This is a genomic window from Exiguobacterium sp. SL-10, assembly GCF_004337025.1.
Lineage (GTDB): Bacteria > Bacillota > Bacilli > Exiguobacteriales > Exiguobacteriaceae > Exiguobacterium.
The window spans coordinates 1-13,315 of sequence record NZ_SJUP01000001.1 but is presented as its reverse complement, the minus strand read 5'-3'; the positions used below and the strand labels follow the sequence as shown (position 1 = coordinate 13,315).

Sequence of the window (13,315 nt, the reverse complement as noted above, 5' to 3'; positions counted from 1 at the left end):
CCAAAATCCGGCGGGCCATCCTTTTTTACCGTGGCGTGATGAAGTTGATCGTGTAGAACGGACTCGACTCTTCGTTGTAAACGAGGCCGACCGACACATGTGTGAACCCGTCTTTCAAAATATTCTCCCGATGACCGAGCGAATTCATGAGTCCCCAGTGGGCGTGGAAGACGCTCATCTGCCCCATCGCCAAGTTTTCCCCGGCGAGCGAGTAAGCGATGCCGGCCTCGTCCATCCGCTCGAACGGGTCACGGCCCTCGGGATCGGTATGGCTGAAGAAGTTGTTTCGTGCCATATTCTCGCTATGGGCGCGCACGACCGGGAGCAGTGGTTCATAGTCGGCGAGCGCCGACAAACCGAACTTCTGACGGTCCCAGTTCATGAGCATCCGCATCAACTGCTCGTTCGCGACGAGGTTGTCTTCCGACACGTCGCCGTAGTAGCCATCACTCGACTCCTCGACGTCACGGTCGACGGTGAGCACGGCCTTGAGCTTGTCCTCATCGTGCTGATCGAAGAAGAACGTCACGTAATCGTCGTCAATCGCATAGACGTTGAAGGAAGGGTCATCCGGGATCAAATAGCGTTTGAGTCCCTTATTGTACGACTTGACCTCGTCGAAACCGATCTGCTCGACTTGTTGCCGTGTCGTCTCACCGACGACGAGTCCTTCATAGACGCTTCCCGTCTCGAATTGATAGTAGCCTTGCTTTGAACCATCTTCATCGATCAACTCGAGGCTACGGTCCCCGTTCTTCTCGAGCAAGTACCAGTCATGCCCGGCATATTGGCTCGTGAAGCGTGGCGCGTCGGTCGAACGTTCCTGCTGTTCTTCTGCCACTTCTGTCGACTTCACTTGAATGCTCGTCGGCGCCGACACGTTCGGCACTTCAAATTTCCAGGCCGCGTACATGCCGATCGCGAGCAATAGAATCACTAGTTTACGAAACATCGCGTCTCCTTTCGAGAAACCTACTCCTGTCGCTCACCGAAGTCACGCAGTCGCGCCTTTATATCGATGAGCATCTCCATATAAGCGATATACGTCGCTTCGTCTATATTCAGCATACCACTCACTTTGACCGGTACGTCCTCGGCCTGCTCACGAAGTGCGCTACCGGACGGGGTAAGAGATAAGAGGACGCGACGTTCGTCATCGGTCGCCCGGACCTTCTCCACGTAATCGAGTTGCATCAATCGCTTGACGAGCGGTGACAGCGTGCCCGAATCAAGCGTTAGTCGGTCGCCGAGTTGCTTCATGTCGATCCCGTCCTCTTCCCACAAGACGAGCATGACCAAGTATTGGCTGTATGTCAGGTTTAACGGTGCTAAGATTGGGCGATATAATCGTGTAAGCTCTTTTGAAGCGGTATAGAGCTGAAAACAGATTTGATGCTCTAATGTTAACGAACTTTTCATGTCATTTCCTCCGGCTATAGTCTTAGGACAAGCATATCATTTGCTTATCTGTTTGACTGCCCTATAATTGAATTGTGCACAACTTAATTGCCTAAAAACGAAATGGAGGAATTGAATCATGAAATCATTATTCACAGCTTCTGCAACTGCAATCGGTGGCCGCGAAGGTCGCGTCACATCTACGGACGGCGTGATCGACTTGAACGTCTCTATGCCTGGTTCTAAAAACGCTGACGAAGCGACGAACCCGGAGCAACTCTTCGCAGCAGGTTACGCGGCATGTTTCGGTAGCGCCTTGAACCTCGTCATCGGCAAAGAACGCGTCAAGACAGACGGCACGAGCGTAACCGGTCACGTCACGCTCAACCAAAACGATGAAGGTTTCTTCATCTCGGTCGAACTCGAAGTCGAGATCAAAGGTGTCGATCAAGCGACAGCGGATCGCCTCGTCGAAGCGGCACACCAAGTTTGCCCGTACTCGAAAGCGACACGCGGCAACGTCGACGTCAAGTTGACAGCAAAAGCAGCATAATTCGATGGCCCGCTTCCGAGCGGGCTTTTTTTGCGTCCGGAGCATCAACAGAGTAAACTGAAGAAACGAACGACAGTAATGAGAGGAGGCGGACGATGTTCAAAGGAAAACGTAAATATGTGACGTTCGGCCTCGGGGTGGCGTTTCTCCTCGCCGCTTTCTATAACGGTCTGACCGTCCGCAATTATGCGGTCGAGTCCGATAAGCTCGAGACGGGTCAATCGTTCCGGGTCGTCTTGTTGTCGGACTTACACGGGTACTCGTATGGGGACGACCAGCGCGTCTTAATCGACAAAGTACGGGAACAAGAACCGGATTTGATCGCCCTGCCCGGCGATATCCTCGATCGCTTCCGCTCACCCGACGCCTCGTTCGAATTGATCGAGGGGCTACAAGGGATCGCACCGATGTATTTCGTGACCGGAAACCATGAGATTGATAGCTCGGACGATTTCGTCCGCCACGACGTCAAAGACGTGTTCCGTTCCTATGGCGTAACGGTGCTCGAGAACGAGACGGCCTCGGTCAACATCAACGGCGTCGACGTCCTCGTCGGCGGGCTCGAAGACCCACTCCGGACATACACCGAAAATATTCATGCGAGCTGGGAAGAGACGGCCATGACCTCGCTCGGTGATGTCGACACCGAATCGGCGTTCAGCCTGCTCTTGTCACATCGGGCCGAAAAGGTCGACACATATGCCGCCTTACCGTTCGACCTCGTCCTCTCGGGCCACGCCCACGGCGGGCAAGTCCGAATCCCTTATCTATTGAACGGACTGTACGCGCCGGATCAGGGTTTCTTCCCGAAGTACGCCGGCGGACTGTATGAACATGAGACGTTCACCCACGTCATCGGGCGCGGCTTCAACTACAGCGTCAGCGTACCGCGCGTGTTCAATCCACCGGAGATCGTCGTCATCGACGTCGCTGGGACCGGGGCTCCTCAGTGAGCCCCTTTTCCTATTTTCCCCAAAAATCGGATTCGCATGCACGGCGTGCGGGTACAGTACTCATGTTGTGACTTACCTGTTTTTGAAAAAAGGAGGAAGTGGACATATGCGTGCTGTCACCTATCAAGGAACGAAGAACATCGAGGTCAAGGATGTGAAGGACCCGGAGATCGAGAACCGGGAAGAGATTATCGTCAAAATCACGTCGACGGCCATTTGCGGCTCGGATTTGCACATCTATCAAGGCAACATGCCGGCCCGACACGGATTCATCATCGGCCACGAGCCGATGGGCATCGTCGAAGAAGTGGGGTCCGACGTGACGAAAGTGAAAAAAGGCGACCGGGTCGTCTTGCCGTTCAACGTCTCGTGCGGTCATTGCTTCTATTGTGAGAACGACATGGAGAGCCAGTGCGACAACTCGAACCATGCCCCGCATACAGACGCAGGTGGCTTATTCGGTTACACCGAGCAGTTCGGGAACCATCCTGGGGGCCAAGCCGAATATTTAAAAGTGCCATATGGAAACTTCATGCCGCTCGTCATCCCCGAGTCGTGTGAGCTCGATGATGAGGCGCTTCTGTTCTTATCGGACGTCATCCCGACCGCGTGGTGGAGTCTCGACAACGCGGGTATGAAGGCCGGCGACACCGTCGTCGTTCTCGGATCGGGGCCGGTCGGTCTGATGACGCAAAAGCTCGCCTGGGTGCGCGGTGCGAAACGTGTCATCGCCGTCGATCCAGAGATTTATCGTTTGAATCGGGCCAAGCTGTCGAACAACGTCGAGACCGTCCTGTTGAAAGACCCGGTCGAGACCGGCAAATACATCCGCGAGATTACAGGTGGCGGGGCCGATATCGTCGTCGACTGTGTCGGGATTGACGGGAAGAAATCACCGATCGAGAAAGTCGAGCAGAAACTCATGGTCCAAGGCGGCACGCTCAGCGCCATCAAAGTCGCCAAAGAAGCCGTCCGCAAGTTCGGGACCGTGCAATTGACCGGCGTCTATCCGATGAACTATAACCAGTTCCCGATGGGTGACTTCTTCACACGTAACGTCACTTTGAAGACCGGACAAGCCCCGGTCATTCACTATATGCCCGAACTGTTCCAAATGATCGTCGACAAAAAGTTCGATCCGACCGACATCATCACGCACCGCTTGCCGCTCGAACAAGCGGCCGACGCGTACAAAATCTTTAACGATCATTTGGACGACTGTGTCAAAGTCGTCTTGAAGCCATAACAACAAGCGGTCCCCGACAACTGTCAGGGACCGCTTGTTTGTTCACCAGATCGTTCGTTCCTCACAACACTGCGCTTCCCGCTCAATTTGAACGGTCGAGCGATTGAACGTGGCGAACTGACGAATCCGTTTCGTCACCTCACGCAAGACGCGTTGGTCGTCCGTGTCCGCTTCAATCAAGACGTGACACGTGACGGCGAGTTCATTTGACGAGATTGACCAGACGTGTAGGTCGTGGACTTCCTTGACGCCGTCAACACCACCGAGTTCTCGCTGCATCGCCACGACGTCGATTTGGTCAGGCGTCCCTTCCATCAAGATGTGAATCGCCTCTCGCGTCACGCGATAACCGCTCAACAAAATCAAAACGGCGACGAACAGGCTTGCGATCGGATCGGCGAGCGTCCAGCCGAACGCCATGATCAACACGGCCGCCGTGATGGCACCGACTGAGCCGAGTAAATCACCGAACACGTGCAACAACGCACTGCGAACGTTCAAGTTGTCGCGTTCTCCCCGCATGAGCAGCCAAGCCGCGAGCACGTTGACGAGCAGCCCGATGACGGCGACCGTTAGCATACCGCCGCTTAAAATCTCAGGAGGTGCGAATAACCGCTGATATGCTTCGATGATGATGTAAATGGAAATGGCGAGTAGCGTCAACCCGTTGACGAACGCCGCCAAAATCTCGAACCGCCGATAGCCGAACGTCCGCTCCGGTGTCGCCTGCCGTGACCCGAACCGGACGGCGAGGAAACTGAGTCCGAGCGCGGCCGCGTCACTGAGCATATGGCCCGCGTCCGATAACAATGCCAAACTGTTCGTCCACAATCCGCCGATGACCTCGACGACCATGAACGTCGCAATCAGCAAAAAGGACCAGAATAATGCCCGTTGATTCGTCGAATGATGATGATGGTCATGTCCGTGGTGGTCGTGATGTGCACCCATACCATCCCCTCCTCTCCCTTTCATTCTATACCTTTCCCTCTCAACATTCAAACATTCGTTTGAATGAAGAACGAAAACAATCGCCGAAAGGAACACCCTCTCGACGATTCATCTCATTTTTGTTCAACCCGGACCCGCATGACCCCGTCATAAGGGAACAATTTCAATTGACGTGTCTCCCCTTCATACCAACTTCCGGCGTTTTGACCGCTCGTCGCCGTCATATCCGGCGTCGCGACCGCTTGGCGGTCCCAGTCGATCGCCTTCACCTGCTGGTCACGCACCATCAGGAAGAAACCGTCATAGAAATGATATTCGTTCACTTGGTCGCGCTGGACCGCTTTCGGGGCACCGAGCGTGGCGCGGACGCTCGCGATGTCTTGCCCGAGCCATTCAAGCGTCGTAGGATCGGCCGACGGGACGACCGCTTTCCACGCCTCCGCCAGGTCCTCATCCGAGACGCTCGTCGCTTCACCCGTCACTTGTTCTTCCGTCACCCAACCGGTCGTCTGCTCGTTCAGTTGGAGTTTAACGAAACCGCTGACGGCCTCGAGTTGCTCGAAACGGTCGCCGAGGTCGGCCTCATAGATGACCGTCACGCGGTCATCGGCGAACACTTTTGTGTATGGTGCCATGATATAGACGTACGTCCCATCTTTCTCGTCAGCCTCTGCTTCATCCTCGGTCTCATCCGTCGATTCCGTGTCACTGTTGACCGATTCGGTCGCGATGTCGTCCGTCTCCGGCAGCGCCGACTTCTTCGAGTCCATGAGCGCCGCGAAAGCGATGACGCCGACGAGCGAGGCGATCAATAACACCACCGTCACCGATTGCCAAAACCGTTTCCGTTTTCGTGATGCCGCCCGTGATACCCGTATTTCTTCTTTCATGATCTTCCACCCCTATTTGTTTCGTCCCTTCTCGGATTCGGCAAGGGGGATCCCGTTTCCTGCCTCGTCGAAGAAAATTTGCGGCTCGCTCGTCAGCGTCTCGAGCGTCCGGAGCGTCGCATCGACGTCGACCGGCGGCATACCCTCTCCCGCTTCAAAGACACGTACCGTCTCCCCGAGCTCGATCGTCCGATTCGTCAAGCGGTGGAACGTCCGGTCATGCGAGATGAGAATCAACCCGCCCCGGTACACATCGAGTGCGGCTTCGATTTGCTCGCGTGTGGCCACGTCCAAATAGTTCGTCGGCTCATCGAGCGCGAGCAGATCCGCATCCGAAAAGTAGAGGATGAGGAAGGCGATGCGGCATTTTTCCCCCATGCTCGCGTCATGGATCGGCTTATATACCTCGTCACGACGGAACAAGAAGTGCGCCAGAAGTGTCCGTGCCTCCGTCTCCGTAATCTCACTGCCCGCGAGGAGTGCGTCGAGCAATGTCCCGTCTTTTGGCAATCGGGCGAGCGTTTGCGAGAAATAGCCAATCTTCAGTTTTGGGTGACGCCGAATCTCCCCTGATGTCGGGACGAGCTCACCGATCAATAGTTTCAAGAGCGTCGTCTTCCCGCTCCCGTTCGGTCCGACGATGGAGATACGGTCACTCCGGTTCACCGTGAACGAGAGTCGCTCCAAAAGAAGGTCCTCGTAACCGAACGAGACGTCGTCGACCGAGATCCATGTTTTCGCCTCGAGCGGGTCGGCTTGAAAGCGGACCGATATGGATTCCTTGTCTTTCGGCCGATCCGGTCGCGCCCCTTCGAGCTGTTCAAGTTTACGTTCCCTGGCCTTCATCTTGATGGCGAGGTTTGCCGCTCCTTTTTGGGCGCCGGGACTCCGTACGCTCGCCGTCGCTTTCGCTTTCAAATGCCAGCCTTTATATTGGGCGATCATGTCGAGCAGTTCCGACTTCCGAGCCACATAGCGGGCATGGGCCCGCTCGTCGCGCACTCGTTCCTCGGCCTTCTGGTGTTTATAGGCCGTATAATTACCCGGATAACGGACGACTTTCCCTTCATCTAGTTCAAGGATGACCGTCGCGACATCGTCGATGAACTGGCGGTCGTGGGAAATGGCGAGCACCGTCCCCGGATACTCATTCACCCAGCGCGTCAGCCACTTAATGGAGTCGACGTCGAGATGGTTCGTCGGTTCGTCGAGCAGGACGATGTCGACTGGTCGCATCGTCAGCCGGGCAAGTTGGGCCCGCGTCTGTTCACCGCCGCTCAACTCTCGGAGTCGTGTCAAATCGTGTGCGTCAAGGCCGAGCCGTTTGAGTGCTTGTTTCGCTTCAAGTTCGAGTCCGAAGGCGTCGGATACGAGCGCCTTATCATACGCCTCGAGCACCCGCGCCGTGTCACCCGATGTGACGTCCATGTAGAGCGGATAGCGTTGCGGGTCGCCTTGCATGACGTAGTCAAGGACAGTCTCTTCTCCGTCAAACACTGTCTGTTCGACGACACCGACCGTACCGAAGACGTCGATGATGCCTGCCTGCGGGGTCAGAACGCCTTCGAGCAGTTTGAACAACGTCGTCTTGCCGGACCCGTTTTGGCCGAACAAGACAGCCCGTTCCCCTGCCGCCACCTCGAACGAGACGTCATTCAATAATGGTTGCCGGTCGTGATCGAACCGGACTTGTTGGATTGATAACATATTGTTTCACCTCGCTGATTGTTCCGATACGCGATGAAACAAAAAACACCATCCGCCCAAAAGCGATGGTGTGAAGAGTTCCGGTCAAGCGGAAAGAAGGGTCACCCCTTAGCCTGAAATTGGACACACTTCACCCGTGACTGTTCGTGCGAACAGTGATGATTCGTTTCATCAGTTGAGTGCGTGTGACTTTTTCATGGCACCGTGTACCTTCCTTTCCTAAGTTACTGCCACCGTACCAAATTGTAAGCGGATTCGCAAGCGTTGCCCCACAATCTCCCATTTTTTCTACACCTTCCGGCGGATGTAACCTCCTCACGTGAGCGTTATGATGAAAGTATCTTAGATGATGAGGTGACTACTATGCGATTACGAAACCTACTCGTCCCGAGCGCTGTCCTAGCGAGCGTCGGTACGTTCCTATACACACGATTCAAACGAAAACTGCCTCGCCCCGCCTTCAAAGTCCCGACGGTCAAACCGGACCTCGCCTCGTTCGATGAGACGATGGTCGGTGCCATCTGGGTCGGCCACTCTACCGTGCTCATCCATTGGTACGGGTTAAAGATTTTGACCGACCCGGTGTTCTCGAACCGGATCGGGGTCCATGTCGGGCCCGTCACGTTCGGGATGAAACGCCACACGGCCCCCGCCCTCTCGATCGAGGAGATTGGACACGTCGACGTCATCTTGCTCAGTCACGCCCATATGGACCATTTCGACCATAAGAGCTTGAAACGGCTCATCACTCGCGATACGGTCGTCATCTCGGCCCCCGGCACGAGCAAGCTATTACGCAAGTATCCGAGCCTGCAGACACTCGAGATGCATCCGCACGATAAATTGACGCTCGCGAACGGGCTCCACGTCCAAGCCATCCCCGTCGCCCATTGGGGCAATCGCTTCCCATGGGACAAACATATGGGCTACAACGGTTACGTCTTGAAATATAAAGGGGTCCGCATGTTGTTCGCCGGGGATACGGCGTATACCGATTCGTTCAACGGGCTCGCGAACAAAGAACCGATCGACCTCGCCTTCTTCCCGATCGGCGCCTATCAACCGGAGTCGTTCGAGGAAGCGCACTGCACGCCGGAACAGGCGTGGACGATGTTCAAGCAGAGCGGCGCGAAGCGTTTCTTCCCGATGCATTGGGACACGTTCGTCTTATCGTACGAACCGGTCGAAGAGCCGTATGAGCGACTCGTTGCCGCGGCCAAGCTCGAACGTGACCAAATCGTGATCAAAGCCCACGGCGAAAGCATTCGACTGTAGCTTTCGCTTTCACTTCCGGACGATTTTCGGTAACGTAAGAGGTGAGAGGGAGGGAATCAATTTATGGAATGGACAACACTCAACAATGATGTGAAACTGCCGATGCTCGGGCTCGGCGTGTACAAAGTGGAAGACGGTGCGGTGACGGTCGACACGGTCAAAGCGGCGCTTGATGCCGGCTACAGGTTGATCGATACGGCTGCTGTCTATCAAAACGAGGAAAGTGTCGGGCAAGCGATTCGCGAGTCAAACGTGCCGCGGGAAGACATCTTCGTAACGACGAAGCTATGGAACGAGTTCCACGGCTATGACGAGGCGCTCCAAGCGTTCCAAGACAGCCTCGATCGGCTCGGTCTCGAGTATGTCGACCTGTTCTTGATTCACTGGCCGATGCCGCGCTTCGGCAAGTTCGTCGAGACGTATAAAGCGCTCGAGCAGTTGTATGAGGAAGGCAAGGTCCGGGCCATCGGCGTCTCAAACTTCGAGATTAGCCACCTTGAGCAGATCATCCAGTCGTGCTCGATCGTCCCGGCGGTGAACCAAGTCGAGATCCACCCATACTTGTCCCAAAAAGAGTTGATCACATTCTGTCAGCGCTACGATATTCAAATCCAGGCGTGGAGTCCGCTCATGAAAGGACGCGAGGCTCTTGAGGATCCGGTCATCACTGAGATCGGGGCCAAGCACGGGAAGTCGCCAGCTCAAGTCATCTTGCGTTGGCACTTGCAGAACGGTGTCGCCGTCATCCCGAAATCGGTCACGCCGAGTCGAATTCGCGAGAATATAGAGGTGTTCGACTTCACGTTGACGAAAGAAGAGATGCACGCGATCGACGGACTCAACCGAAACGAGCGGACCGGGTCTGACCCGAACGAGATGCACAAAATCCACTACTGAGGAGAGATTGTACATGTTCAAAAAACTAGCTTCTGATTTGACGGGCTTCAGCGATATCGGTGAAGTCATCGACCCGAAAGATTTTGATAAAGCGGATTCGGATGATTACGTCCTGCATGAGGACAACGAGAAGATTTATTTTTTGATCAAATCGAAATCAGACGAATATTGCTTCACGAACTTGGCGATGATTCACCTCGACGGGACGAGCGCGATGAGTTCGAAACGCGTCTTGTACCGGTATCCGTATGCCCACTTCCCATTAAATAACGTCATGTTCGAGACGGCCGGCACGGTCGACATGGACGTCGAGATCAAGTTCACGATTGGCGACAAGCCGTATTCGATTGACGTGAACAAGAAACAAATCGAGCATGTGAAAGACTTGTACAAATCGCTCCTTGCCATCGCCGAGAAACAACGCGAAGGCCGGAAGATGATGGAGTACGCCAACGCCTCACTCACGCATTCGGTATCGATTTTGAGCGGGCTGCGTGAAGGCGACATGAACGTCGCGTCGACGTTCAAAGAATTGAACGAGCAGAGCTTTGATTGGCTCAAAGGTCACTACCACGAGTGGAATCAGAAAGACTTCGGTGACGTGTTCGAGAAGTACATCAACAATTGATGAGGTGGTGACGTATGGACTATATGGGGCTATTGGTCGGGTTCAGCTTGTTCATGCTCGTGATTTTGACAGTGTTCATCAGCAGTGTGCTCAACGCTTTGTTCAGACAATTGCACCCGTTTGTCCATCTTGTCGCCATCGTGATCTTAGCTGTCACTTACGAACGTCTCATGTTTGATTATAATCTCATCTGGATTATCACAACTCTTGTGACCGTAAGTTATGCCGTACCACTTCTCATCGCCAAACTGTACAATAAAGGTGAGCGCTTCGAACGCGAACGTCTGAAATGAAATGTCCCCTAGACTCCAATCTGATTCTAGGGGACATTTTCATTTACCTTCATCAATCAACTGTTCGGCGAGCCGTTGAAACAAGTGGCTCATATGGACGGCCGAGGCGATGGCGAGCGACTGTTGGCTGCCGTTCGTCTCGTTCGTGCGAACGTTGGCGAGGAGCGTCTCGGCTTGCGCCTCGAACGCCTGCATGTTCTGCTCTTTTTGAACTTGGTACGCGTCATAGAAGTCCTCGAGCGAGAAGCCCTCGTCCGACTCGTTCAGCGGCCGGAGCGTCTCTTTGATGTCATTGATTGAGAGCAATCCTTTCATCTCGTAAATCAAGCTGAGCAACATCAAGTGTTCGTTCGTGTACTTCTTGTTTTTGACGGGATGGAACAACTTACCTTTAGCGTAGTTGTTGATCATCGTCTTCGTCAAAATCGTCTCGTCGTCACTCCGTTTCATCTTGCCGTAATGTTGCTCGAACAGCTGGATAACTTGGTCCATATATAAGTCGATCGTCGGGAGCACCTGCTTCGGCAGCGTCCCTTCCGTCTCTATAATCTCGTGCGGTTTCATTAAATCACCTCCCCTTCAGTATACGGACAAACCGGATTTGTCGAAACAAAAACCTTGTTGTTTTTCCGTATACAGCTTATCATGTAGTTATGGATACTACATGACGTAATAAGGAGTGTTTTACATGAATTCGATTTTTCGGGAACCGATTAACGCACTGACCCACTTGGCCGGTGCCGTGCTCGCATTCGTCGCGTTGATTGCGATGACGGTGAAAGCGTCACTGCTCGGCGAGCCGCTCGCCATTATGGCTGCAATTTTATTCGGTATCAGCCTCGTGTTTCTCTATTTGTCGTCCGGTCTGTACCACAGCATCATCGCCTCACCGAATGTCATCGCTTTCTTCCGGAGAATCGATCATGCAATGATTTACGCCTTGATTGCCGGGACGTACGCCCCGCTCACGTTGCTCGCGCTCGAAGGACCGACGCGCTGGGTATTGTTCGGTACCGTTCACGCCCTCGCCTTGTTCGGCATCGTCTTCAAGCTCGTCTGGTTCCACGCCCCGCGCTTCTTGTCGACGGCGCTCTACATCGGCATGGGTTGGTTGTCAGTCTTTTTCATCGGGCCGCTCCATAACGTCATCGGTAACGCCGGCATCTTCTGGCTCATCCTCGGTGGCGTCATGTACACGATTGGCGGACTCATTTACGGATTTAAGCCGAAATTCGTCAACTGGCGCGGTTGGGGCTTCCACGAGGTGTTCCACTTATTCATCTTGTTCGGCAGCTTCGCCCACTTCGTCTGCGTGTTCTGGTACGTTTTCTAAGTCCTCCCTCGTGAGGGCTTTTTTTGTTGAGCACATTGATTTACTTCGAATTAAAGACATCCTACACTGACTGGAGGGCACTGAAAAACTTCAAATGTTTTTGAACAGAGGAGCGCCGTCCCGGAAGGGATGGCGCTCCTCTGTTTTCATCGCCCTTCAGCCGCCCTGTCCGGCACGCCGCTTTCCTGGGGGCGGGCTGCGAGCCGCATCGCGACGCTGTCGCTGCTGGGTCTCGCTTTGCCCGCTGATTCCCCGGGAGTCGGCGTGCCCTCGGGCGGCGCTGTACGCGCCTTCCATTCCGGAATATACTGGCTGTAACCAACCAATTTGGAGGCGATCCCGATGATGCCCGACCTGCCGAACATGCCGCCGAGCCCGTATGCGGCCCTCTATGACCTGTTGATCCCGGCCGATGATGAGCTGCGACTCATCCATGACCTCGTCTCGTTCGATTTCATCACCGGCCTGCTCGAGGATACGTATTGCCACGACAACGGTCGGATGGCCGTCCATCCTGTCCGGATGTTCAAGTATCTGTTCCTGAAGGCGCATTCAAACCTGTCCGACGTCGACCTCGTCAGACGGGCGAAGACCGACCTCACTTACAAATATTTTCTGGACCTCGCACCGGAAGATGACGTCATCAACCCCTCCTCGCTCACAAAGTTCCGTCGTCAGCGCATGGACGACGACGAGCTGCTCGACAAGTTGATTGCGCACACGGTCGAGGTCGCGAAAGGGATGGGGCTGCTCAAAGGACGAACATTGATTGTCGACGCGACCCATTCACGGGCCCGGTACGGGCAGAAACCGATTGGGCAGGCGATCATCGACGAGACGAAACGCCTGCGACAAGCGTGCTATCAATCATCGGTCGATGCGAAAGGTCGCTTCCCGGAAAAGGTTGACGAGGAGGATATCGACCAACTCCTCGCCTATGCGCTCGCCGTCGCCGAGACCGTCGAGACCGTGATGCCCGAGCTGATGTTTCGCGAACACATCCGAGACCAGGTGAACCGGGTGCGTGAGCTCGCGGAGGACGCGCACGTCGAGCTGCAGGTATCCAAAGACAATGATGCCCGGACCGGGCACAAGAGTGCCGACTCCTCGTTTTTCGGCTACAAGCATCATCTCGCGATGACGGAGGAGGGAATCATTACGGCCGTCATCGTCACATCTGGCGAGGCGGCA

At 54.7% G+C, this 13,315-nt stretch carries 15 protein-coding genes; 9 read left to right on the top strand and 6 right to left on the bottom strand.

Annotation, left to right across the window (positions count from 1 at the left end; all coding sequences use genetic code 11):
* Nucleotides 1–25: 25 nt before the first annotated feature.
* Together EVJ33_RS00075 and EVJ33_RS00070 are read right to left on the bottom strand one after the other, a co-directional pair.
* Nucleotides 26–952 (bottom strand): CAP domain-containing protein, encoded by a 927-nt coding sequence (locus EVJ33_RS00075; RefSeq protein WP_131433345.1) that lies wholly within the window; start codon nt 950–952, stop codon nt 26–28.
* 20 nt (nt 953–972) lie between these two features.
* Nucleotides 973–1,419 carry a MarR family winged helix-turn-helix transcriptional regulator gene (locus EVJ33_RS00070; protein WP_131433343.1) on the bottom strand — a complete coding sequence of 149 codons (447 nt, stop codon included), beginning with the start codon at nt 1,417–1,419 and terminating at the stop codon, nt 973–975.
* Nucleotides 1,420–1,537: 118 nt separating this feature from the next.
* Here EVJ33_RS00070 and EVJ33_RS00065 point away from each other — a divergent pair, with 118 nt between their 5' ends.
* The 3 genes from EVJ33_RS00065 (at nt 1,538) to EVJ33_RS00055 (ending at nt 4,150) form a co-directional block, all read left to right on the top strand.
* Entirely contained in the window at nt 1,538–1,951 is a 414-nt protein-coding gene (locus EVJ33_RS00065) for an organic hydroperoxide resistance protein (RefSeq protein ID WP_131433341.1), read from the top strand.
* 95 nt (nt 1,952–2,046) lie between these two features.
* Nucleotides 2,047–2,904, top strand: coding sequence for a metallophosphoesterase (locus EVJ33_RS00060; RefSeq protein WP_131433339.1), 858 nt, complete (start codon nt 2,047–2,049; stop codon nt 2,902–2,904).
* A 106-nt stretch (nt 2,905–3,010) separates the two neighbouring features.
* Entirely contained in the window at nt 3,011–4,150 is a 1,140-nt protein-coding gene (locus tag EVJ33_RS00055) for a zinc-dependent alcohol dehydrogenase (protein ID WP_131433337.1), read from the top strand.
* 42 nt (nt 4,151–4,192) lie between these two features.
* Here the strand turns inward: EVJ33_RS00055 and EVJ33_RS00050 are convergent, their stop codons facing one another.
* The 3 genes from EVJ33_RS00050 to abc-f all read right to left on the bottom strand — a co-directional run bounded on the left by EVJ33_RS00050 (nt 4,193) and on the right by abc-f (nt 7,698).
* Complete coding sequence (locus tag EVJ33_RS00050; protein ID WP_131433335.1) at nt 4,193–5,101, bottom strand: cation diffusion facilitator family transporter; 909 nt, start codon at nt 5,099–5,101, stop codon at nt 4,193–4,195.
* 113 nt (nt 5,102–5,214) lie between these two features.
* Complete coding sequence (locus tag EVJ33_RS00045) at nt 5,215–5,991, bottom strand: hypothetical protein (RefSeq protein ID WP_131433334.1); 777 nt, start codon at nt 5,989–5,991, stop codon at nt 5,215–5,217.
* 12 nt (nt 5,992–6,003) lie between these two features.
* Complete coding sequence (gene abc-f / locus EVJ33_RS00040; RefSeq protein ID WP_131433333.1) at nt 6,004–7,698, bottom strand: ribosomal protection-like ABC-F family protein; 1,695 nt, start codon at nt 7,696–7,698, stop codon at nt 6,004–6,006.
* A 363-nt stretch (nt 7,699–8,061) separates the two neighbouring features.
* Between abc-f and EVJ33_RS00035 the strand changes: the two genes are divergently transcribed.
* The 4 genes from EVJ33_RS00035 to EVJ33_RS00020 all read left to right on the top strand — a co-directional run bounded on the left by EVJ33_RS00035 (nt 8,062) and on the right by EVJ33_RS00020 (nt 10,791).
* Nucleotides 8,062–8,973 carry an MBL fold metallo-hydrolase gene (locus EVJ33_RS00035; RefSeq protein ID WP_131433332.1) on the top strand — a complete coding sequence of 304 codons (912 nt, stop codon included), beginning with the start codon at nt 8,062–8,064 and terminating at the stop codon, nt 8,971–8,973.
* Nucleotides 8,974–9,036: 63 nt separating this feature from the next.
* Nucleotides 9,037–9,870 (top strand): aldo/keto reductase, encoded by an 834-nt coding sequence (locus EVJ33_RS00030; protein ID WP_131433331.1) that lies wholly within the window; start codon nt 9,037–9,039, stop codon nt 9,868–9,870.
* 13 nt (nt 9,871–9,883) lie between these two features.
* The gene (locus EVJ33_RS00025) at nt 9,884–10,498 is read left to right on the top strand and encodes a PH domain-containing protein (protein ID WP_131433330.1); all 615 of its coding nucleotides are present in this window, start codon (nt 9,884–9,886) and stop codon (nt 10,496–10,498) included.
* Nucleotides 10,499–10,512: 14 nt separating this feature from the next.
* Entirely contained in the window at nt 10,513–10,791 is a 279-nt protein-coding gene (locus tag EVJ33_RS00020) for a hypothetical protein (protein ID WP_131433329.1), read from the top strand.
* A gap of 39 nt (nt 10,792–10,830) precedes the next feature.
* On the opposite strand, the gene EVJ33_RS00015 is transcribed toward EVJ33_RS00020, so the two are convergent.
* A complete protein-coding gene (locus EVJ33_RS00015) occupies nt 10,831–11,355 on the bottom strand; it encodes a DUF1836 domain-containing protein (protein ID WP_131433328.1) in 525 nt (174 codons plus the stop codon).
* 124 nt (nt 11,356–11,479) lie between these two features.
* Here EVJ33_RS00015 and trhA point away from each other — a divergent pair, with 124 nt between their 5' ends.
* The gene (trhA, locus tag EVJ33_RS00010; RefSeq protein WP_021066766.1) at nt 11,480–12,124 is read left to right on the top strand and encodes a PAQR family membrane homeostasis protein TrhA; all 645 of its coding nucleotides are present in this window, start codon (nt 11,480–11,482) and stop codon (nt 12,122–12,124) included.
* A gap of 342 nt (nt 12,125–12,466) precedes the next feature.
* The coding region (locus tag EVJ33_RS00005) for a transposase (protein WP_131433327.1) at nt 12,467–13,315 on the top strand (849 nt) is incomplete at its 3' end.